Annotated in this window: 16 protein-coding genes; 2 read left to right on the top strand and 14 right to left on the bottom strand. The window is 45.0% G+C overall.

What is annotated here, in order from left to right; translation table 11 throughout:
• Window positions 1-54: 54 nt before the first annotated feature.
• The 7 genes from nrdD to KP625_RS12770 all read right to left on the bottom strand — a co-directional run bounded on the left by nrdD (window position 55) and on the right by KP625_RS12770 (window position 10,690).
• On the bottom strand, window positions 55-2,241 hold the full coding sequence (gene nrdD / locus KP625_RS12800; RefSeq protein ID WP_238298273.1) for an anaerobic ribonucleoside-triphosphate reductase: 2,187 nt from the start codon (window positions 2,239-2,241) through the stop codon (window positions 55-57).
• A gap of 376 nt (window positions 2,242-2,617) precedes the next feature.
• Window positions 2,618-5,836 (bottom strand): carbamoyl-phosphate synthase large subunit, encoded by a 3,219-nt coding sequence (carB, locus tag KP625_RS12795; RefSeq protein WP_238298271.1) that lies wholly within the window; start codon window positions 5,834-5,836, stop codon window positions 2,618-2,620.
• A 384-nt stretch (window positions 5,837-6,220) separates the two neighbouring features.
• Window positions 6,221-6,790, bottom strand: a complete 570-nt coding sequence (pdxT, locus tag KP625_RS12790) for a pyridoxal 5'-phosphate synthase glutaminase subunit PdxT (protein WP_238298269.1) — start codon at window positions 6,788-6,790, stop codon at window positions 6,221-6,223.
• 1 nt (window position 6,791) lies between these two features.
• Window positions 6,792-7,667 (bottom strand): pyridoxal 5'-phosphate synthase lyase subunit PdxS, encoded by an 876-nt coding sequence (pdxS, locus tag KP625_RS12785; RefSeq protein WP_177969277.1) that lies wholly within the window; start codon window positions 7,665-7,667, stop codon window positions 6,792-6,794.
• Window positions 7,668-7,888: 221 nt separating this feature from the next.
• Complete coding sequence (upp, locus tag KP625_RS12780) at window positions 7,889-8,533, bottom strand: uracil phosphoribosyltransferase (RefSeq protein ID WP_177969278.1); 645 nt, start codon at window positions 8,531-8,533, stop codon at window positions 7,889-7,891.
• A gap of 102 nt (window positions 8,534-8,635) precedes the next feature.
• Entirely contained in the window at window positions 8,636-10,033 is a 1,398-nt protein-coding gene (locus tag KP625_RS12775; protein WP_238298268.1) for a uracil-xanthine permease family protein, read from the bottom strand.
• Window positions 10,034-10,195: 162 nt separating this feature from the next.
• Window positions 10,196-10,690 (bottom strand): DUF2798 domain-containing protein, encoded by a 495-nt coding sequence (locus tag KP625_RS12770; RefSeq protein ID WP_238298265.1) that lies wholly within the window; start codon window positions 10,688-10,690, stop codon window positions 10,196-10,198.
• Between the two features lie 328 nt (window positions 10,691-11,018).
• On the opposite strand from KP625_RS12770, the gene KP625_RS12765 reads away from it, so the two are divergent.
• Together KP625_RS12765 and KP625_RS12760 are read left to right on the top strand one after the other, a co-directional pair.
• Complete coding sequence (locus KP625_RS12765; protein ID WP_238298264.1) at window positions 11,019-12,125, top strand: SLC13 family permease; 1,107 nt, start codon at window positions 11,019-11,021, stop codon at window positions 12,123-12,125.
• A gap of 244 nt (window positions 12,126-12,369) precedes the next feature.
• Entirely contained in the window at window positions 12,370-13,014 is a 645-nt protein-coding gene (locus KP625_RS12760) for a hypothetical protein (RefSeq protein ID WP_238298262.1), read from the top strand.
• Window positions 13,015-13,229: 215 nt separating this feature from the next.
• Here the strand turns inward: KP625_RS12760 and KP625_RS12755 are convergent, their stop codons facing one another.
• From KP625_RS12755 to KP625_RS12725, 7 genes are all read right to left on the bottom strand, one after another.
• Complete coding sequence (locus KP625_RS12755) at window positions 13,230-13,895, bottom strand: vWA domain-containing protein (protein ID WP_238298260.1); 666 nt, start codon at window positions 13,893-13,895, stop codon at window positions 13,230-13,232.
• Window positions 13,896-14,111: 216 nt separating this feature from the next.
• On the bottom strand, window positions 14,112-15,263 hold the full coding sequence (locus KP625_RS12750) for a macro domain-containing protein (RefSeq protein WP_238298259.1): 1,152 nt from the start codon (window positions 15,261-15,263) through the stop codon (window positions 14,112-14,114).
• 342 nt (window positions 15,264-15,605) lie between these two features.
• Window positions 15,606-17,489 carry an ABC transporter ATP-binding protein gene (locus KP625_RS12745; RefSeq protein ID WP_238298257.1) on the bottom strand — a complete coding sequence of 628 codons (1,884 nt, stop codon included), beginning with the start codon at window positions 17,487-17,489 and terminating at the stop codon, window positions 15,606-15,608.
• On the bottom strand, window positions 17,482-19,269 hold the full coding sequence (locus KP625_RS12740; RefSeq protein ID WP_238298255.1) for an ABC transporter ATP-binding protein: 1,788 nt from the start codon (window positions 19,267-19,269) through the stop codon (window positions 17,482-17,484). Before KP625_RS12740 ends, KP625_RS12745 begins: the two co-directional genes overlap by 8 nt.
• Window positions 19,270-19,605: 336 nt before the next feature.
• Complete coding sequence (locus KP625_RS12735; RefSeq protein WP_238298253.1) at window positions 19,606-20,076, bottom strand: MarR family winged helix-turn-helix transcriptional regulator; 471 nt, start codon at window positions 20,074-20,076, stop codon at window positions 19,606-19,608.
• Window positions 20,077-20,401: 325 nt separating this feature from the next.
• Entirely contained in the window at window positions 20,402-21,619 is a 1,218-nt protein-coding gene (gene mgtE / locus KP625_RS12730) for a magnesium transporter (protein ID WP_238298251.1), read from the bottom strand.
• A gap of 336 nt (window positions 21,620-21,955) precedes the next feature.
• Complete coding sequence (locus KP625_RS12725) at window positions 21,956-22,447, bottom strand: GNAT family N-acetyltransferase (protein ID WP_238298249.1); 492 nt, start codon at window positions 22,445-22,447, stop codon at window positions 21,956-21,958.
• Window positions 22,448-22,449: the final 2 nt, after the last annotated feature.

Genomic DNA, 22,449 nt, shown 5'->3' with positions numbered 1-22,449 from the left:
TGTACATTTTCGGCTTTCAGACCGAAAAAATGCTTTTTTGAGCCCCTTACAACTTTACAAATGAAGTACGCGGTCTTTAATCTCCTGCGTCCGGCCCTGATTCCAGAACTGTGTTCCGATGTAGCCACAGGTTCTACGGGCAACGAACAGGTTGTTCTGGTCACGGTTGCCACAGTTCGGGCACTCCCAGATAAGCTTGCCATTCTCGTCGGTCACGATCTTAATCTCGCCATCATAGCCGCAGATCTCGCAGTAGTCGCTCTTCGTATTTAACTCCGCATATAAAATGTTATCATAAATGAATTTCATCACGGAGATAACCGCCTCCACATTATCCTGCAGATTCGGTACTTCCACGTAGCTGATTGCGCCACCCGGTGAAAGCTTCTGGAACTCAGATTCGAATTTCAGCTTATCGAATGCATTGACCGGCTCCGTAACATGGATATGGTAGCTGTTCGTAATGTAGTTCTTATCAGTAACACCCTTGATAATACCAAACCGCTTCTGTAAGCACTTGGCGAATTTGTATGTCGTAGATTCCATCGGCGTACCATAGACGGAATAGCTGATGTTCTCTGCTTCTTTCCACTCTTTACACTTATCATTTAATTTCTGCATCACTTCGAGTGCAAGCTTCTTGCCTTCTGGGGAAGTATGTGTCTTGCCTGTCATGCGCACGCACATCTCACAAAGTCCTGCATACCCAAGCGAGATCGTTGAATATCCATTGAACAGTAATTTATCGATGGTCTCACCCTTCTTGAGTCTCGCAAGCGCACCATGCTGCCACAGAATTGGTGCCACATCGGATACCGTTCCAAGCAGACGCTCATGTCTGCATCGAAGTGCCCGGTGACACAGTTCCAGACGGGATTCGAGAATCTCCCAGAACCGGTCCATATGTCCCTCTGCGGAACATGCAACATCGACTAAGTTAATCGTGACAACACCCTGATTGAATCGCCCGTAATATTTTCTTGTTCCATCCGGATTTCTCTGACCATCCTCAGATGTCGGGAATGACCGGCAGCCCATGCACGGATACACATCACCATTTTTCAGTTCGCGCATCACCTTCGCGGAAATATAATCCGGCACCATGCGCTTTGCGGTACATTTCGCAGCAAGTTCGGTCAGATACCAATACTTGGAATCCTCGGTGATATTATCTTTGTCAAGCACATAAATAAGCTTCGGAAATGCAGGTGTAATCCAGATACCCTTCTCGTTCTTGACACCCTGGATTCTCTGCTGCAACACTTCCTCGATAATCATTGCAAGATCATCCCGTGTCTGACCTTCCGGTACCTCATCAAGATACATGAACATCGTGACGAACGGTGCCTGCCCGTTACAGGTCATAAGGGTAATAAGCTGGTACTGGATCGTCTGGATTCCGCTCTTTACCTCTGCATGCAGACGACTCTCTGTAATCTTGCTGATCACTTCCTCGTCAAGTGCTTCGCCACACATCTTCCGCTCCTCGATTACCTGCTCGCGGATCTTCTTCCGGCTTACATCGACAAACGGTGCGATATGGGAAAGTGTAAAGGACTGTCCGCCATACTGGTTACTTGCTACCTGCGCCACGATCTGTGTTGTGACATTACATGCAGTGAAGAAGCTGTGCGGCTTCTCAATCATTGTCTCGCTGATAACGGTTCCGTTCTGCAGCATATCCTCCAGATTCACGAGGTCGCAGTTATGTTCCCGCTGTGCGAAATAATCCGAATCATGGAAATGGATAATTCCCTGTTCATGTGCTTCCACAATCTCTTCCGGAAGCAGCATACGCTTCGTCAGATCCTTGCTGACCTCACCTGCCATATAATCACGCTGGGTCGAATTAATAACCGGATTCTTATTCGAATTCTCCTGATTAACTTCCTCATTCAGATGATCGATCAATGCTAAAATTCCGTTATCGGTCGTGTTTGATTTTCTTGCAAGTTCACGTTTATACCGATAACGCACATATTTCTGTGCCACCTCGTATCCACGCATCTCCATAATTCCGGTCTCCACCATATCCTGAATATCTTCCACGTGAATCGCATGTGTCATGATCTCAATCTGCTTTGCAATATTATCGGCGATTGCCTGCACCTGATAATCGTTCAACTGGTGCAACCGGTCTACCTCTTTGTTCGCGGCAGTGATTGCATTGACGATTTTGTCCAGGTCAAAATTTACTTCCTCGCCATTTCTCTTAATTACATTTGTGTGTACTGCATCCATAATAACTCCCTCTTTTATGTTTCTATACAATATACTCCGTACTCGCATGATGCATTGTAAATCATTTATCTCCATTGCATCCAAACAATGCGAATGATGTTTCTCAGACATAATATTTCCTACCATACGCAGCAATTTCTAAATTATTTACAATGTATAACGTGAATACTATAGATATATCCAGAATGTATATTACATTTTTATTGTACTAAATATAGTGTATTTAATCTGATTTATACACTATATTTAGTAACCAAGTGCTATTATAATACACACTTACTAAAAAAGGAAGATGTAAATATAAATTTACACCCTCCTTTTTGCATGTATACACGTATACATTTTTTATTTGAATTTTACCGCATTTTTTTGTCGATTATTGGATTGCCTTATGGATCTCCTGCAATGACATAACACCGATCTCACCATATTTCAAGACTGCCTCGATACCCTCTGCGGTTGCACGTGCGGCTGCCATCGTGGTCATATATGGAACCTTTGCACGGATTGCGGTCTTACGGATATAGCTGTCGTCAAACAGCTTCTCTTCCTGTGCAGCCGGTGTATTGATGATGAGCTGGATCTTGCCATTCATCACCGCATCCACAATGTTCGGTCTGCCCTCCTGCATCTTGTTGATACGGTCTGCCTTGATGCCATTTGCGATCAAAAGCTCATAAGTAGTACCTGTAGCCACGATATGGAATCCGCATTTTTCAAATGTCTTCGCAATATCTACAACTTCCGGCTTATCCTTGCGGCTGACAGAGAAAAGCACCGTGCCTTCCTTCGGAAGTCTTGTCTGGGTTGCTTCCTGTGCCTTGTAGAATGCCTCGCCGACATTCGTTGAAAGTCCAAGTACCTCGCCGGTCGAACGCATCTCAGGTCCTAATACCGGGTCAACCTCCTGGAACATGTTGAATGGGAATACGGCTTCCTTCACGCCGTAATACTTCGGCTTTACTTCCTTCATCTGCGGAAGTGGAGATGGCTTGCCGGTTAACTCACTTGTCATGATCTGTGTTGCAATCTTCACCATAGATACGCCACATACCTTGGATACCAATGGAACGGTACGGGATGCACGCGGATTTGCCTCGAGTACATATACCTTGTCGTTTTCGATTGCATACTGCATATTCATCAAACCGCAGACACCCATTTCCTCTGCGATCTTTCTTGTGTAATCTTTAATCGTCTCCACGAGTTTTTCCGGAATTCCTCTGGATGGAAGAATACATGCGGAATCACCGGAATGAACACCTGCAAGCTCGATATGCTCCATAACGGCTGGTACAAATGCATGTTTGCCATCTGCAATCGCATCTGCCTCACACTCGGTTGCATGACGCAGGAAACGGTCGATCAGGATTGGCCGATCCGGTGTCACGCCAACAGCAGCTGCCATATATTTCTTCAGAGATTCCGGCTCGCTGACAACCTCCATGCCACGTCCGCCAAGGACATAAGAAGGACGAACCATAACCGGATAACCGATCTTCTCCGCAACTGCCAGTGCTTCCTCAACATTCGTAGCCATACCGGCTTCCGGCATCGGGATATCAAGCTTCTCCATCATTGCACGGAACAGGTCACGATCCTCTGCCATATCAATAACTTCCGGCGATGTACCAAGGATACGCACACCGTTCTTCTTCAAGTCTGCTGCCAGATTCAATGGTGTCTGTCCGCCAAACTGTGCGATCACGCCCACCGGCTGTTCCTTCTCATAGATAGAAAGTACATCTTCGAGTGTCAATGGCTCGAAATACAATTTATCGGAAGTATCGTAATCCGTAGAAACCGTCTCCGGGTTACAGTTTACAATGATTGTCTCAAATCCAAGTTCTTTTAGTGCAAGTGCCGCATGCACGCAACAATAATCAAATTCGATACCCTGTCCGATCCGGTTTGGACCACCGCCAAGAATCATAATCTTCTTGTTGTTTGAAATCGTCGTATGATCCGGTGCATTGTAAGTAGAATAATAATATGCACGGTCTTCGGTTCCGCTTACATGTACCGGTTCCCAGCTCTCGGTGATACCATAGCCAAGACGCGTATTACGGATATCATCCTCCGGAACTTCGAGCAGCTTGCTTAAGTAACGGTCTGAGAAACCATCCTTCTTCGCCTGCTCCATAGTCTCCTTGTCGAGTGTCTCACCCTTCTTTGCAAGCAGGGCTTCTTCCTCTTCCACAAGCTCTTTCATCTGCTCGATGAAATAATGTTTGATCTTCGTCAGGTTGTATAATTCCTCAACCGTAGCACCCTTCCGAAGTGCCTCGTACATGATAAACTGTCTCTCGCTTGTTGGCTCACGCAGCATCACAAGCAATTCTTCCTTTGTCTTATCATGGAAATCCTTCGCAAAGCCGAGTCCGTAACGGCCGATCTCCAAGCTTCGGATTGCCTTCTGGAATGCTTCCTTATAAGTCTTACCGATACTCATAACTTCGCCCACAGCACGCATCTGGGTACCAAGCTTATCCTGTGCATCCTTGAACTTCTCAAATGCCCATCTTGCGAACTTGATTACGACATAATCGCCACCCGGAACATATTTGTCGAGCGTTCCGTGTACACCACAAGGAATCTCATCCAGCGTAAGTCCTGCTGCAAGCATCGCTGATACAAGTGCAATCGGGAAACCTGTTGCCTTGGAAGCAAGCGCAGAGGAACGGGATGTTCTAGGGTTGATCTCGATTACAATGATACGGTCTGTCACAGGGTCATGTGCAAACTGTACGTTTGTACCACCGATGACCTGTACTTCATCTACAATCTTATATGCCTGCTCCTGCAGACGCTTCTGACATTCCTCAGAGATTGTAAGCATTGGTGCCGAACAGAAGGAATCTCCGGTGTGCACACCAAGCGGATCAATGTTCTCGATGAAGCAGACCGTAATCATGTTACCCTTTGCATCACGGACAACCTCGAGTTCCAGCTCTTCCCAACCGAGAATTGACTCTTCAACCAGTACCTGTCCTACCAGACTTGCCTGCAAGCCTCTCGCACAGACGGTCTTTAATTCTTCTACATTGTAGACAAGTCCGCCACCGGCACCGCCCATTGTATAGGCCGGACGCAAAACAACTGGGTAACCAAGCTTATCTGCAATTGCAAGTGCCTCTTCCACAGAATAGGCAACCTCACTGCGTGCCATCTCAATTCCCAGTTTATTCATAGTTTTCTTAAATTCAATTCGATCCTCGCCACGTTCGATTGCATCTACCTGAACGCCGATAACCTTTACATTATATTTGTCAAGTACACCTGCGGCTGCAAGCTCGGAACACAAATTAAGACCCGACTGACCACCGAGGTTCGGTAATATCGCGTCCGGACGTTCCTTGGCAATAATCTGCTCCAGTCTTGTCACATTTAACGGCTCAATATATGTCACATCCGCAATACCCGGATCTGTCATAATTGTTGCAGGATTGGAATTCACCAGAATAATCTCGTAACCGAGCTGTCTTAAAGCTTTACATGCCTGCGTGCCGGAATAGTCAAACTCACATGCCTGACCGATGATGATTGGACCGGAACCGATAATCAGAACTTTTTTAATGTCTTCTCTTTTGCTCATATTTGCCCCCTTGTATGTAGTGTATTTAATCCGATTTTGAAACATTTACACTATGATAAGAGTTGGACGTGTTTATTATTCTACGCAGACGCGCTCTCGCTCAGCTCCACACGTAGCGGACACTAAATTCACGACAAACAAGTTTGCCGTTCATTAAGTGCCGACGTGTTCCGATGGTCTGCTTTAGAATCAATAAACACGTCCAACTCTATATACTGTATTGTTTTGTTTCAAAATCTCATTGGATAAATTGAATCTTTATATGTAGCAAATCCTAATTTTTATCCAAAATCACTTAATTATACTAGATGTGATGGGCAAATACAATCAGAGAAATGGCATAAAAAAAGAACCCTTGAAAAAAGGGTTCTTTCGTGATTTTGCTTAGTTTTCCGAAATCATATCCACAAAATATTGATGAATCTTTACTTCTTCAGTCAGTTCCGGATGGAATGCGGTCACAAGCTGGTTTCCCTGTCGGGCAGCGACAATCTTACCATCACAAGCCGCCAGAACATCAACACTATCCCCAGTGCTCTCGATATACGGTGCACGGATAAATGTCATGCCGACGGTTCCGATTCCCTTGAACTCTTCTTCTGCGAAGAAACTGCCAAGCTGTCTGCCGTAAGCATTTCTGCGTGCTACGATATTCATCGTCCGGAAGCCAAGTGCATCCTCCCCGTTAATATCCTTTGCCAGAAGCAGCAAGCCTGCGCAGGTACCGAAGACCGGCAGGCCTGCCTCGATCTTCGCCTTGAGCGGCTCGTACAGGGAAAGCTCCTTCAGAAGTTTTCCCATAACTGTACTTTCTCCTCCAGGAATGATTAGTCCATCCATATCGTCCTGCAGGTCGTCTGCCTGACGGATTTCAAAGTGTGGAATATGTAATTTATCAAGGGATGCTTCATGCTCTGCGAATGCACCCTGCAATGCCAATATTCCTATCTTCATCTTACTTTCCTCTTTCTGCCATAAGAATCTCGATCTCGGACTCATTGATTCCGACCATAGCCTCACCAAGATCTTCTGAGAGCTCTGCAATAAGCTTTGCATCCTGATAGTTTGTAACAGCCTTAACGATAGCGGCTGCACGCTTTGCAGGATTTCCGGACTTGAAGATACCGGATCCAACGAATACACCTTCTGCACCAAGCTGCATCATGAGTGCTGCATCGGCAGGTGTCGCAACACCACCGGCTGCGAAGTTTACAACCGGAAGCTTGCCGTTCTCATGGACGTAACGAACAAGCTCAACAGGTACCTGAAGCTGCTTTGCTGCTTCGTAGATTTCATCCTCTGCCATACCCACGATACGACGAATCTCTGAATTCATGGCACGCATATGACGAACCGCCTGTACAACATCACCGGTTCCCGGCTCACCCTTTGTACGAATCATAGACGCACCTTCCTCGATACGACGAAGTGCCTCGCCAAGATCACGTGCACCACACACAAATGGAACCTTGAACTTAGTCTTATCAATATGGTAGATATCATCGGCCGGTGATAAAACTTCACTCTCATCGATATAATCAATCTCGATTGCTTCGAGGATCTGTGCCTCTACGAAATGTCCGATACGGCATTTTGCCATAACGGGAATGGAAACGGCTTCCTGAATTCCCTTGATCATCTTCGGATCGCTCATACGGGATACACCACCGGCTGCACGGATATCTGCCGGGATTCTCTCCAATGCCATAACCGCACACGCACCTGCCTCCTGTGCAATTCTTGCCTGCTCCGGTGTTGTAACGTCCATGATAACGCCACCCTTTAACATCTGTGCAAGGTTCTTATTCAATTCATATCTGTTCTCGCTCATCATTGTTCCTCCTGATTGCTCTTTTATTTCATAATTTCCTGATATTCTTGCAGATATACATCTGAAATTATACATACAAGAAAACTACGGATATAATTAAAGCACAGAAACTGGATATATTGAAATACCCAGTCTCTATGCTTTTAACAATGTCAGTTTGAACTGTTTTTAATTGATTTTACACATCTGACCTTATGTGACCTTATAGTCAGTTTTTTCCGTTATTTTGTACCGAAGATACGGTCGCCCGCATCGCCAAGTCCAGGACAGATGTAGGCATTCTCATTCAACTCGCGATCCAGATGACCCACATAGATCTGCACATCCGGATGTGCCTCATGCAGCTTCTGTACACCTTCCGGTGCTGCAATGATACACATGAACTTAATCTTCTTCCCACCATGTTCCTTAATCTGCGTAATCGCATCCACGGCAGAACCACCGGTTGCAAGCATCGGATCGGTTACCACGATAATTCTCTCATCAATCGGATTCGGAAGCTTGCAGTAATACTCATGTGGAATGTGCGTCTCCTCATCCCGGTACATACCGATGTGTCCAACCTTTGCAGATGGTACGAGGGCAAGCACGCCCGGCACCATGCCAAGTCCGGCACGAAGAATCGGAACAATAGCGAGCTTACGTCCGGAAATCATCGGAGTCATGCATTTCTCGATTGGAGTCTCAATCTCCACATCCTGCAATGGCAGGTCACCAAGTGCTTCAAATCCTTCAAGCATCGCAATCTCCTCTACGAGCTTCCGGAACTCATTGGTTCCCGTATTCTTATCACGCAGAATCGAAATCTTGTGCTGAATCAACGGATGCTCAAAAATCGTAATGTTTTTCTCATTCTTAAAATCCATTTTGTAATCTCCTTTTTTCTTATCGAATATCTTACTTAATATACGAATTGCTCCGTTGCTACGCAACTTCCGCAATTCTGACTTATGACTTTTTATATTCTATTATTCCTTAGACTTCACAAATACACCACGGCTCTGGTCTCCATCGGGATTTACACCAAACTGGTAATCATTTCCAGGCAGGATTGCATTTAATAAGATTCCCGCGATGGCCGCGATGGCAAGTGCTGTCAATGTAATAGATGTCTCTCCAATCTTAAATGTGATACCCTTTGGGAAACCAAGACCACAGACGAAGATAATACCCGCGATAATCAAGTTTCTGGAACGTGTCAGGTCCACCTTATTCTCAACGACATTCCGCACACCAATGGCTGAAATCATACCATATAACATGAATGACACACCACCGATAATAGCAGCTGGCATCGTAGAGATTACGGCTGCAAACTTCGGAATGAAGGACAACACAATTGCAAATACAGCTGCCAGACGGACAACCAGTGGATCATATACCTTAGAAAGTTCCAATACACCTGTATTCTCACCGTACGTTGTGTTTGCCGGTCCACCGATTGCTCCTGCAAATGCAGTTGCAAGACCATCACCAACTAATGTACGATGTAAGCCCGGATCCTGAATGAAGTTCTTACCAACCGTTGCGGAGATGGCTGACATATCACCTACGTGTTCCATCATCGCAGCAATTGCGATTGGTGCCATAACCAGAATCGATGTGAGATCAAATTTTGCAAACTGGAACTGTGGTACACCAAAGAAGCTTGCGGATTTCACCGACTCGAATGCGATGATTGCGCTTCCATCCGGATTCGTAAGTCCTGCTGCATTCATAATCACTGCTGCTACATAAGAAATTATAACCCCCATCAGAATCGGGATAATCTTGAACATGCCTTTACCCCAGATATTGAAGATGATGATAACCGCTAACGCGATGATTGCAAGCCACCAGTTTGTACTGGCGTTTGTAATTGCAGACGATGCAAGTGAAAGTCCGATACAGATAATGATCGGCCCGGTTACAACCGGTGGAAGAAATCTCATAACACGGTTTACGCCAACCAGCTTGATAATCAATGCCATAACCAAATACAATGCACCGGCAACTACTACACCACCGCAAGCATAAGCCACCTTGTCATTTGCTGCCATGCCTGCAAATTTGCCGGTATCCAGATTGGCTACAGTTGAAAATCCGCTTAAGAATGCAAACGAAGATCCCAAGAACGCCGGTACTTTAAACTTGGAACAGACATGAAAAAGCAATGTACCAAAGCCCGCACAGAAAAGTGTGACCGATACGGTCAGACCTTTCGTCAATGGTTCTCCACACGCTTCCACAAAATACCCGGACACTAAAATTGGGACCAGAATCGTTGCACCGAACATTGCAAACATATGCTGTAATCCCAAAATCAAAACCTTCGGTAATCCAAGCTTTTTCGCGTCTCTGACTGCTCCATCATTTGTGTCACCCATAGTTTTTACCTCTTTCCCTCTCTTGACTTGTAAGAGAATTTATTTGTATTCTATTATGCACGAGCAGGGGAGATTTTGCAACAAGAAATCATAGGGATTTTTGTGGAATCATAAGCGAAAAAAAGGCTGCCTGACGCAGCCTTTTCTGTCTTCTATCATTCGTTATTCAAATGCTTTCTGCATATTTCCCTGTTTTTGCTTCTCTCGGAAGATTAGACGGAACAGGAAACGTACAAGTGGACCCGCATAAAATATCTGCCAGCACAGTGCCATCGGGAAATTAAATGCACATGTCTGTAACCAGACGGCAATAAACTGATTTCCCGCATGCTTAAATAAAATGGTTGCTGCCAGACTCATAAGCGGACACATAAATGCGACTGAGATAAATGAAATTGCAAGAACGAGATGGAACGGATTTTCCTTCTCCGGGTTGACGATCTTCAACGCTTTCTTCTTCGCAATTGTACCGACAAAAAAGAAATCGATCACAAATGCAATCGGTCCCATGATGACAAGCTCATGGAATGCGGACAGGAACACTTCGTTGCTCATCCCTCCGATATTCAGTGCAATGTTGTAGCAGATCATCGCATACACCATGGCGAACACCATCATAATCGTGAAAATAACCTCTTGAAACTTTGTTTTTGGCATAAAAAACCTCCTTAAAATGATAATTCTTAACAGACTGTGTTGTTCGTTATCATTCCAAAGAGAATGTGCGTTTCCAATAGTAACCTTCTATTTTCTTTTCCGAGTATGGATTATATCATGTCGCCTAACGGCTCCATGTGTGTTTTCGCAATATGCCGGCTTATGCAAGCACAGCCGCCGCATTGCTCATTTTATCAAATGGATTTTGTGGTGTCAAGGTGTTTTTTCTATGTTATAATGAAGCACACCGATGCGTGCGCATGTCATCACGCTTCCGCGTGGTGACATGTGATATAATGGAAAAAATTTTACAGAATCGAGATATATTATGAAGAAAATACTTGCATTTATAAAAAGAGAAACCATCCTGATGGTAAGCCTCGTGCTCGCCATCCTCTCCATGTTCCTCGTCCATCCGGACAGGAAATACATCTCCTACATCGACTGGCATTCCATCACACTCCTGTTCTGCCTAATGGCTGTTATGGCTGGATTCAAGGAAACCGGTCTGTTCCGCACAATCGGAAATGCACTGCTTGCACACGTTCATACAACGAGACAATTGTTTCTTGTGCTGGTGTTGCTTCCATTTGTATTCAGCATGTTTATCACAAATGATGTCTCACTGATCACCTTTGTGCCGTTTGCAATCATTGTGCTTTCCATATCGGAGAAGGAACATCTGATCATCCCGGTCGTTGTGATGCAGACAATCGCTGCAAACCTCGGAAGTATGCTTATGCCGATGGGGAATCCACAGAACTTGTATCTATATGCGAAATCCGGCATGTCCCTCGGTACATTCGTGGAAATTATGCTTCCTTACACGATTGCTTCGCTGCTTGGAATCCTGATTTCCATGTTCTTTATCAAACAGCACGCGATCGTAATCGATCGGAACGACAATGCAGTTAAACTTCCGAAAAAACAGATTATCCTTTACAGCATCGCATTCATGCTGTGCCTGTTGAATGTTGCAAAGCTTCTGGACATCCGCATCCTGTTCGCGATTATTCTTGTACTGTTCCTGCTTGTGTCACGAAAAACTCTGCTTCACGTGGACTACGCACTGCTCGGCACATTTATCGGATTTTTCGTATTCATCGGAAATATGGAGCGCCTGCCAGCTTTCCAGTCTTTCCTTGAAAGCATCATTACCGGACGGGAAACATACATTGCAATCGGTGCCAGCCAGATTATCAGCAACGTGCCAACCGCCCTTTTGCTGTCCGGATTTACAACGAATTACAAGGCACTTATCATCGGCACCAACCTCGGAGGACTCGGTACACTCATCGCTTCGATGGCAAGCCTGATCTCCTATAAGCAAATTGCCCGGGAATATCCTGGCAAAAAGGGGAAATATTTTCTATGGTTTACGGTTGTCAATGTGGTGTTTCTGGCTGGGTTGATGGGGATGTATGCGATTCTGTAGATGGATATTTCTATTAAAATTATTAAGGGTATTCAATCAATTGTCATCTTATCTACATAGTAGAAATTATTTAAGGTTATTCAACCTAGATTTAGACGTTTGGAAGAAACTTTGTTACGTTGTGGTGTATCAATGCCAAGTACAGATGATAATTTCGACTTTTCTTAATCACGTTGATGATTATATTGAAATCAACATAATCATGTGTTATAAAAAGATTATATCGGAAAAGGAGAAAGGAATTATGTCAAATTATAAAGATTATAAAGATGCTTATATGGTGTGTTTGCGTGCACTTTTTGGTGATATTTTGACAATGGATGAAGATACATTTGTGCTTTTAGATGCTAGTTTTGCGTCAGTAGAAGAAGATGGAAATTATATCTGTTCCAAAGGTTTTGAACGTTGGTTACAGAAACAATTACCGTATATTTATGGTGTTTTCTTATCGAGAGAAGATTTTGTAAAAAATGTATATGAAGTTATGTATAATTTTGTAGCTACGGGAAAAGAACATGCATTTGAAGTGTTGAATGCACAGTCTGTAAATGATGTGATGTCTGACCGTGTGTATACGGTAACATTTCAGAATTTCAGTCAAAACATTTACATGCAGTGGCTTGATTTGATTAAGACACGTATTGCTTATTTGAACAGTCTTTCAGAGTGGGTTGATGAAAAAGCATCAAACATGACAGCTTCGCATAAATATATGTTGACGTTTATTTTATTTAATTTTCCAGTAATGGTACAGCTATTGATGCGTGATGAGAATTTTCTTAATTCGTTTGAAATTGGTACTGATTATATGACAGTTAGATATGAGTATATTCATTATGAATTGCATGGCAAACATCTTGACCTTACTGATGCTGAGAAATGGAACTAAACATGTGCAGTACAGCATCCACGGTTACAGTGGGTGCTTTTTTCGTGTCTGTATGACACTGTCTGATTCATATGTAAAAGTATGTTTCTTGTAGAAAATTCAAATTAGTTCTTGCAATTTTAGCTGTTTCATATTTTAAAATGTTCGTAAATCAGGCGTTTTAAGTGAACATGTGAAAACATAAAAACGGAAAGTGTTTTCATAGACATTTCAAACTATTTCCTCCTTGCATAATCCTCCTCAATCTCCTCGAAGCAATCCTCTTCATCTAGAAAATCTGTCATATCCTGGGCGGATTCGCAGCTGCGCATCATGGCTACGGTCTGACTTAAGACCTTGTAATTGAGTGCTGTCCCGGCAGCATCACAATGGTAGTTGACGGCACGACCGGCTCTGATTCCCATGCGTCCTGCTTCTGCGACTGCATCGATGTTTGCTCCAAGGAAGATAAATTCCCAGTTTTTCGCCTGCTGCTTCTCAATCATTCTCTTTACCTTCGCATAATTATATCTATGGCTCGCGTTTTCCATACCATCTGTTGTAATAATAAAAATCGTCTTCTCGGGGCGTTCCGACTCCGGCATACGTTTTCGTACATTCTTGATATGACTGATTGCACCACCTAATGCATCTAACAATGCCGTACAACCCCGCACAAAATACTGCTCGTCTGTCATCGACTGAATCTGCCTGATGTCCACCCGGTCATAGATCACCTCTGTCTGATCGTCAAACAATACGACCGATACAAGTACTTCACCAGCTTCCTTCTTCTGCTTCTCAATCATGCTGTTGAATCCCCCTATCGTGTCCGCCTCAAGCCCGCTCATCGATCCACTTCTGTCTAAGATAAATACCAATTCTGTCAAATTCTTCTTCATAATGATTACCTCCATTTTCATCCTTCTGATATTTTTGATATGTAGCATTCATGCATTCAATCCTATATGCATATATCCGCCAATCGTTTTTATCAGTTACCTTGTTTGTTGTTGAAGGAATCATATCACAAAGCATAAAAAATAAGGTCGCCACACAAGCGACCCTATATAATATATTTGATCAGACACAGAAGTTCATGCTCCTCTGTCTATATATCAGATCAGGCATGAAAGTCCATGCTCCTCTAACTGGATATCTAACTCAATCATATCGTAGATTTGATTTTCTATGAAATAAGAGAAGATAATGTCCGTCTTATCGCACGGGCTTAATGCATATCCTGCACGCGCAAGCAGATCTCTCGTCTCATCCAAATTAAGCTTTGCACCCATGCACAGACACATTGCAGTCATCTTCTGCGGATGATAATCTGTATGATTTTTTATCTTCGAAAATGTCTTCTTATCCACGAGCGCCCGCTTGTAGACATCCGCATTCGTCATGCCTTTCTCTTCGATCAGATAGAGCAGATATTCCGAAAAGGAATCCGTCAGATGCTTCATGCGTTCTTCTAATTTGCTCTCATCCAGTTCTGTGAACTCATTTTCTTCCTCGGAATCTTCGTCGGAATCCTCCTCATACAGATCGTCCTCGTATAGATTGTCCTTATACAGATCGTCTCCATAAGGCGAGAACGATTCATCGTCCAAGTCCGTCCCATCAGGCTGGCGGAGTGCATCGTCTAGTTCCGTCTCACCAGGCTGACAGATTGCATCGTCCAGGTCACGCCGCAACGCCATCGTCTGCACGCTATATTCTTCATGATGTTTTGCATCGACATAGTTCTCGTCAATATATGCCTGCAGGTCTTTGTCGAATCGTTTTCCGTATCGTGCTGACTGCGCATCAAATACAACCAGGTAGATAAGCATCTCATGATCCTGCAAAAATGCCTGAATCTCATCCGCAGCAATGCGGATACCTTCTTCCTTCGGATAACCAAAGCTTCCGGTTGAAATCACTGGAAATGCAATGGACCGGCATCGCTGTTCCCACGCCAGCGACAGACTCTTCCGATAGCAGACCCTCAGCTTTTCTTCCTCTCCATGCGCCCCATCAATATAAAGCGGACTGACCGCATGGATGATATAACGCGCCGGCAACCGGAATCCCGGTGTCAGGAATACGTCTCCCTCCGGGACCTCACCGATATTTTTCTCCCGGTATTCTGACAACCGCCGCTTTCCCGCTGCCTTATAGACCGCATAATCGCAGCCACTTCCTATAATTGGCTTTGTATTCGCAGTATTCACGATCGCATCGCACCGCATCTTCGTTATATCATTTCTGACTATCTTAAATGGCATCTTCTATCTCCAATCAAGGGAACTTTTGTATATTTTCTAAGATTATTTTTTTATTTTACTACTTCCGTCTTCCTTGGTAAAGTTTTCTACTATCTTTTCATTCCTGTAAATTTCCTCTTTGGAGCAACCTTTCCTTTTCCACTTGCTTTGCTCCTACTTCCACTTACCAATAAATTCCCCTCTTGGAGCAACCTTCCCTTTTCCACTTACTTTGCTCCTACTTCCACTTACCACTAAATTTCCCATTTGGAGCAACCTTCCCTTTTTTACTTGCTTTGCTCCTACTTCTACTCCCAAACACAAAAACAGCCACGAGCCCAAAGCCCATGACTGTTAATATTCCTACGCCAGCACTGCATTTCCAGTATACAACTGGTAATATCTGCCCTTCTTTTCGAGCAGTTCTTCGTGCGTTCCACGCTCAATGATACGTCCCTGTTCGAGTACCATAATACAGTCGCTGTTGCGAATTGTGGAGAGTCGATGCGCAATTACAAATGTCGTTCTTCCGTGCATCAGCTTGTCCATACCATCCTGTACAAGACGCTCGGTTCGTGTATCGATCGAGCTTGTCGCTTCATCCAAGATAAGCGCCGGTGGATCGGCGATCGCCGCCCGCGCAATGGCGAGAAGCTGCCGCTGTCCCTGACTCAAGTTTGCGCCATCCCCGGTCAGAACGGTATCATAGCCCTGCGGCAGACGGCGGATGAATCCGTCGGCATTCGCAAGCTTTGCGGCTGCCTCGACTTCTTCGTCTGTCGCATCAAGCCGTCCATAGCGGATATTCTCCCGCACGCTCATGCTGAACAGATGCGTATCCTGCAATACGATGCCGAGTGATCTTCGCAGATCTGCTTTCTTGATCTTGTTGATATTGATTCCATCGTACCGGATTTTTCCATCCTGAATATCGTAGAACCGATTGATCAGATTCGTGATCGTCGTCTTTCCAGCTCCGGTCGAACCGACGAACGCAAGCTTTTGTCCCGGCTGTGCAAACATCGAAACATTGTGCAGCACAATCTTATCATCGTTATACCCGAAGTCCACGTCGTCAAACACAACGTCACCTTTCAGTTCCACATAGGTTGTCGGATCGCCATTTGTATGCTTGTGCGCCCACGCCCAGAGTCCGGTACGCTTCTCACTTGGCACAAGCTGTCCATTTTCACGTTTTGCATTCACAAGCTCGACATAACCCTCGTCCACTTCCGGCTCTTCGTCCAACAGATTGAAGATTCGTTCCGCTCCGGCAAGTGCCATCACGATCGCATTGATCTGCATACTGATCTGGTTGATCGGCATGTTGAAGTTCTTGTTAAATGTCAGGAAGCTTGCCAGTCCGCCCAGCGTGAATCCGCCGACATTTCCAATCGCCAGCATACCACCGACGATCGCACAGAGCACATAGCTGATATTTCCAAGCTGTGCATTGATCGGTCCTAAAATATTCGAATAGTTATTTGCCTTGTAGGAGCTCTCGCACAAAGCATCGTTCAGCTTGTCAAATGCTTCCTTACTCTCTTCCTCGTGGCAGAATACCTTGACCACACGCTGTCCCTGCATCATCTCTTCGATGTAGCCATTGACCGTACCGATATCCTTCTGCTGCGCAATGAAATGCTTCGCGGAAAGTCCGCCGATCTTTCTTGTCAGTACCAGCATAATTCCGACCATGAAAAATGTCAGCGCCGTAAGCGGAATGTTCAGCATAAACATACAGACGGTCGTACTGATAATCGTAATCGCACTATTGAAAAGCTGTGGCATCGACTGGCTGATCATCTGGCGCAGCGTATCCGTATCATTTGTATACATGGACATGATATCGCCGTGCGCATGGGTGTCGAAATATTTGATTGGAAGCTGCTCCATCTTCGTGAACATCGAATCACGGAATGTTTTCAGCATTCCCTGTGTGACATTAACCATGATTCGGTTATAGGAATACGAAGCAATAATTCCGATCCCATAGAAGCATGCGACACGTCCGATTGCATGGAGCAATGGTGTGTAATTCTTCGTCTCACTCTTTAACAGCGGTGTGATATAGTCGTCGATTAACCGCTGCATGAACATCGTTCCCTGTACATTTGCAAGAACGTTGATGATGATACAGATTGCAACGATAATAATCGCTGCGCCATAATGCTTCATCAGCATTCCCATCAACCGCTTCAGAAGCTTGCCCGGATTCTCCGGTCCTTTTCCTCTTTGATTACGCATGCTGATTCACCTCCTTCGTCGCAACAGGCGCCTCATCATCAAAATCAGCATTGGCGCCGCCACCGTTTTGTGACTCATATACCTCGCGGTAAATATCATTTTCGGCAAGCAGCTCTTCATGCGTTCCAATACCGTTGATTTCACCCTCGTTCATTACGATGATCCGGTCAGCATGCTCCACACTGGAGATACGCTGCGCAATGATAATCTTCGTTGTGTTTGGAATCTCGGTTGCGAATGCCGCACGGATCTTCGCATCCGTTGCCGTATCAACCGCACTTGTCGAATCATCTAAGATTAGGATCTTCGGATTCTTCAATAATGCACGCGCAATACACAGACGCTGCTTTTGTCCACCGGACACATTCGAACCACCCTGCTCGATATATGTGTTGTAGCCATCCGGCATCTTCTCGATGAATTCATCGGCGCAGGCAAGCTCACACGCACGTCTGCACATCTCGTCGGTAGCATCCTTGTCACCCCAGCGGAGATTCTCGTAGATTGTTCCACTAAACAATGTATTCTTCTGCAATACAACGGCAACTTCATTTCGAAGTGTCTCCATGTCGTATTCCCGGACATCTTTGCCGCCAACTCTGACGCTGCCCTTCGACACATCATACAGACGGCTGATCAGGCTGACAAGGCTCGTCTTCGCGCTACCGGTTCCACCGATGATGCCGATCGTCTCACCCGATTTAATCGCTACATTGATATCCTTCAATACGAAATCCTTCGCCGTCTCCTTGTAACGGAAATATACGTGATCGAACTCCACGCTTCCATCTGTCACTTCCATATCCGGCTGCTCCGGATTGTTCAAGGTCGTATCCTCGTTGATAACCTCTGCGATACGTCTCGCGCTCGCCATACTCATACTGATCATGACGAATACCATCGAAAGCATCATCAGGCTCATCAGGATATTCATGCAGTATGCAAGCAGACTCATCAGGTTGCCTGTGGTAAGCATATCACTCACGATCATATGCGCACCGACCCAGCTGATTAACAGGATGCAGCTATATACCGTGAACATCATGACCGGCATATTGCAGGCGATGATGCTCTCTGCCCGCACAAACATGTTGTAAAGCTTCGCGCTTGCTTGTGCGAATTTATTTGTCTCATACTCCTCGCGGACATATGCCTTAACTACACGGATTGCCGATACATTCTCCTGCACGCTCGCATTTAAGTCGTCGTACTTTTCAAATACGATATTGAAATATTTATTTGCCTTGCGGATAATGAACTGCAATACTATGCCAAGCAAAATAACTGCAACCAGGTAAATGCTTGCGATTCTTGCATTGATCAAAAATGCGGCTACCATCGCGCAGATCATGCTCGCCGGAGCGCGCATACCCATACGCAGGAGCATCATGTAGGAGTTCTGCACATTCGTCACATCGGTCGTCATACGAGTCACCAGTCCGGCGGTACTGTACTTGTCAATGTTTGTAAATGAAAATGTCTGGATATTATAATACATCGCCTGCCGCAGATTCTTCGCAAAACCGGCAGATGCATATGCACCGTAACGGCCTCCCATAAGTCCCGCAAATAGTCCGACTGCCGCTGCCACGATCATCCATGCACCGACTACGCAGATATGATGGATGTCGCCACCCGGCACGTTGACACCATCGTCAATGATGGATGCCATCAGGAATGGGACGAGCGTTTCCATCAGAACTTCCAGCAGCATGAACAGTGGGGTTGCGATGGACGCGGCTTTGAATTCTTTGATTTGTTTTCCTAACGTCTTTAACATGTTGTCTCCTTTCTTATGCTTCAATTTTGTCCATGATGCATTTGTATATATGTCTATATTCAATTCTGGTAATATATGATGTATTGAAACTAAGAAGTGCTAGATGTTCTGATTCACACAGTACGCCTGCACGCAACCGCCGCCAATTCGCCATCCGTGGCTCAATGGCGGCTTGTTTGAACATCGTGTTCAAACATTGCTGATTACTTACAGAACATCAAGTACTTCTAAGTTCCAAACATATCTATATTTCCAGAATTGAATATAAACATTTACAAATTGCATCATGTCGCTCACTCTCTTAATCATAGGAAAGCAAGCCAAGTGACCTTGTGGTTACTTACAGGCTTGCTTGATTTCCGGTGCTCCAAGGCTTGTCAATTCAGCTCCAAGCTTATCTGTAATTGATAAAAACTGTGTGATTTCTTCCTCGGATAAGCAGTCTCTCAGGCGCTGTTCCATCTGCATCACGCGTGTATGGATTTTTTCTTCGAGTGCCTGCCCCGCTCCGGTCAGTTCCAGTTTCTTCAGACGTGCATCTCTGGCAACGCTGGAACGCCTGATAAGTCCGTTCTTCTCCATCGCCTGTAACGTCTGGGTGACGGTAGACCGGCGCAGATAGAAGAATTCTTCCACATCCTTCTGATATACTTCTGTCTTCTTACTGAATTCGGAAATGTAATGCAGGATCCGGCTCTGAGAACCGCTGATGCCTTCCACTTCCGCTGCCTGATGCAGATAATGTTTTACCTGGTTTGATAATATGATGATCTGATTTCCCAGATGATCGTGTTTCCAATCGTCCATGAATTCCCTCCTTTAGTAGTATCTTCCCAACGTTCTGTATTGCAACAGATTGTCTGCGCCATACAGCCTGTTTCATCTACATATAACAGATCTATATAGTCTCTAATTTCATTTTCAAATGATATCCCTATCATCCTCATTTTATTAGATAAAAAAGTTCGGTTATGGATTGTTCGTAATCAAACAATTCACAACCGAACTATATTTTAACATGCATAAAATATTTTTCAAGCAATTCGCTTTTTATTTTTTTCATTTATTTGACTATTTGACGTCTTGTAATAAAAGCATATAAACTCCCGAATCCAGTTTTCTCACAGCTTCCCTACGAAACAATCTGCATGATCCGGATCAAGAACAGCCATGCCAGTCCATAGTACGTTACGACTGCTACAAGGTCGTTGACCGTTGTGATCAGTGGACCGGATGCAACTGCCGGATCAATCTTGATCTTGTGGAAGAAAATCGGAATCAAGGTTCCAACCAGACTTGAAATCACCATGGCAACCATCAGTGATACACCTACGCAACCGGAAATCAGGAATGCATGCAGCCATGCATTGTGCTTGAAGCAGGCGATGTAGATGCCGATAAATACAAATGCCAGAGAGCCGAGCAACAAGCCATTTACAAAACCGACTTTCATCTCCTTCCATACGAGATGCAGCTTCTGCTTACCAGTCAGGTTCTCATCCATCAATACACGAATCGTAACCGCCAGCGACTGTGTTCCTACATTCCCTGCCATGTCCAGAATCAACGACTGGAAGCACATCACAATCGGAAGCACAGCGACAACCGCTTCAAAAGCTCCTACAACGGAAGACACACCCATGCCAAGGAACAATAAGATAATCAACCATGGCAATCGTTTCTTCATGCTTTCCTTTGTAGTTTCTCTCAAATCCTCCTCGTCTGTCAAACCAGCGAGTTTTGCGTAATCCTCGCCCATCTCATCATCGACAGCCTCTACGACATCCTGTGCGGTGATAACACCGAGCAATTCCTTTGTCTCAGATAAAACCGGAATGGAATCCTCTGCGTAATCCACCAGTTCGTCAATACAATCCTCGATTTTCTCATGATCGGTCACGAATGGATACGTCGTATTGATGATAGATTCCAGTGTATCATTTTCTCTGGCAACGATCAGATCCTTCAGGTCAATCGCGCCATAGTATTTATCGGATTCGTCTAATACATAGACGGTTCCGATATTATCATTTTCACCTGCCTGTGAAACCAGCTCGCGCATTGCCTGCCGGATATCTATGCCCCTGCGGATGACGATATAGTTCGTCGTCATACGACTACCCATCTCGTCTTCCTCGTAGGAGAGGATCATCTGGATATCATTTCCGGCATCCTTCGGGAGCATATCCACAACCTGCTTTTTCGTTGCATCATCGACCTCGTCTAGGACATCGACCGCATCGTCGACTTCCATCAGGGAGAGTACCTTTGCTGCCTCCCGCAGATTCTTATCCCGCAAATGCTTCTTTGACTGCGCTGTGTAATTCTTTCTTTTCATCCATTTCTTCATTGTCTTCTACCTCCTTATTCCGGGGCATAAAAATACCACCGTCTTTCATACGGTGGTTCAGACAACAGAAAACTAAACGCAGTTATATCGTCATAAATAAAATGAGACTATATCCCAACTGCGTTCGTATATCCATATGTCTTCCACCGCGTATCGCTCGACTCGTACTATCGCAACCGTCCATAGTCTCACCTCCATAATTTTTTATTCTATTCGCAGCTTTATCACTGCCAGATCTATCCGAACCAGATCTCGCCATGGTTCTTCCTCGACCTAAGATGTAGTCTACCCCATTTCCCCTGGTTCGTCAACCAAGTTTACAAGTTTTTACCAATTTTACAGCTCATGGTAATATGGGCAGATATCTTCATAACTCCCATTAATCATGCGGAAGCCACCCGGTATCGTGCCAAGCTGTTTAAACCCAAGCCGCTCATACAGGTGTCGTGCATGCACATTACTTGCAACAACCGCATTGAACTGTAAGACGCGGTAACCATGTGCCTTACCCTGCGCCAGACAGTCAGACACCAGCTTCTCGCCGATATGCAATCCTCTCGATTCCCGGTCGACCGCATAACTTGCATTGCAGATGTGTCCGCATCGTCCTACATTGTTTGGATGCAGGATGTACATGCCGTAGATTCTGCCTGTGTCCATATCCTCCGCGACTCCGCAATATGTCTGCTCTGCGAAAAATGCGGTTCCTGACTCCGGTGTCAGACATTCCTCCTGCGGAAATGCCACGCCATCTTCGACAACCTGGTTCCAGATCGTCACCATCGCCTCGATGTCATTGTCTGTATATGCTCTTACTTCGATATTCATGG

This window comes from Eubacterium sp. MSJ-33 (genome assembly GCF_022174665.1).
Classification (GTDB): Bacteria; Bacillota; Clostridia; order Lachnospirales; family Lachnospiraceae; genus Coprococcus_C.
Note: the sequence above shows the minus strand (reverse complement) of the source record. Positions and strands in the feature narration are given on the sequence as shown.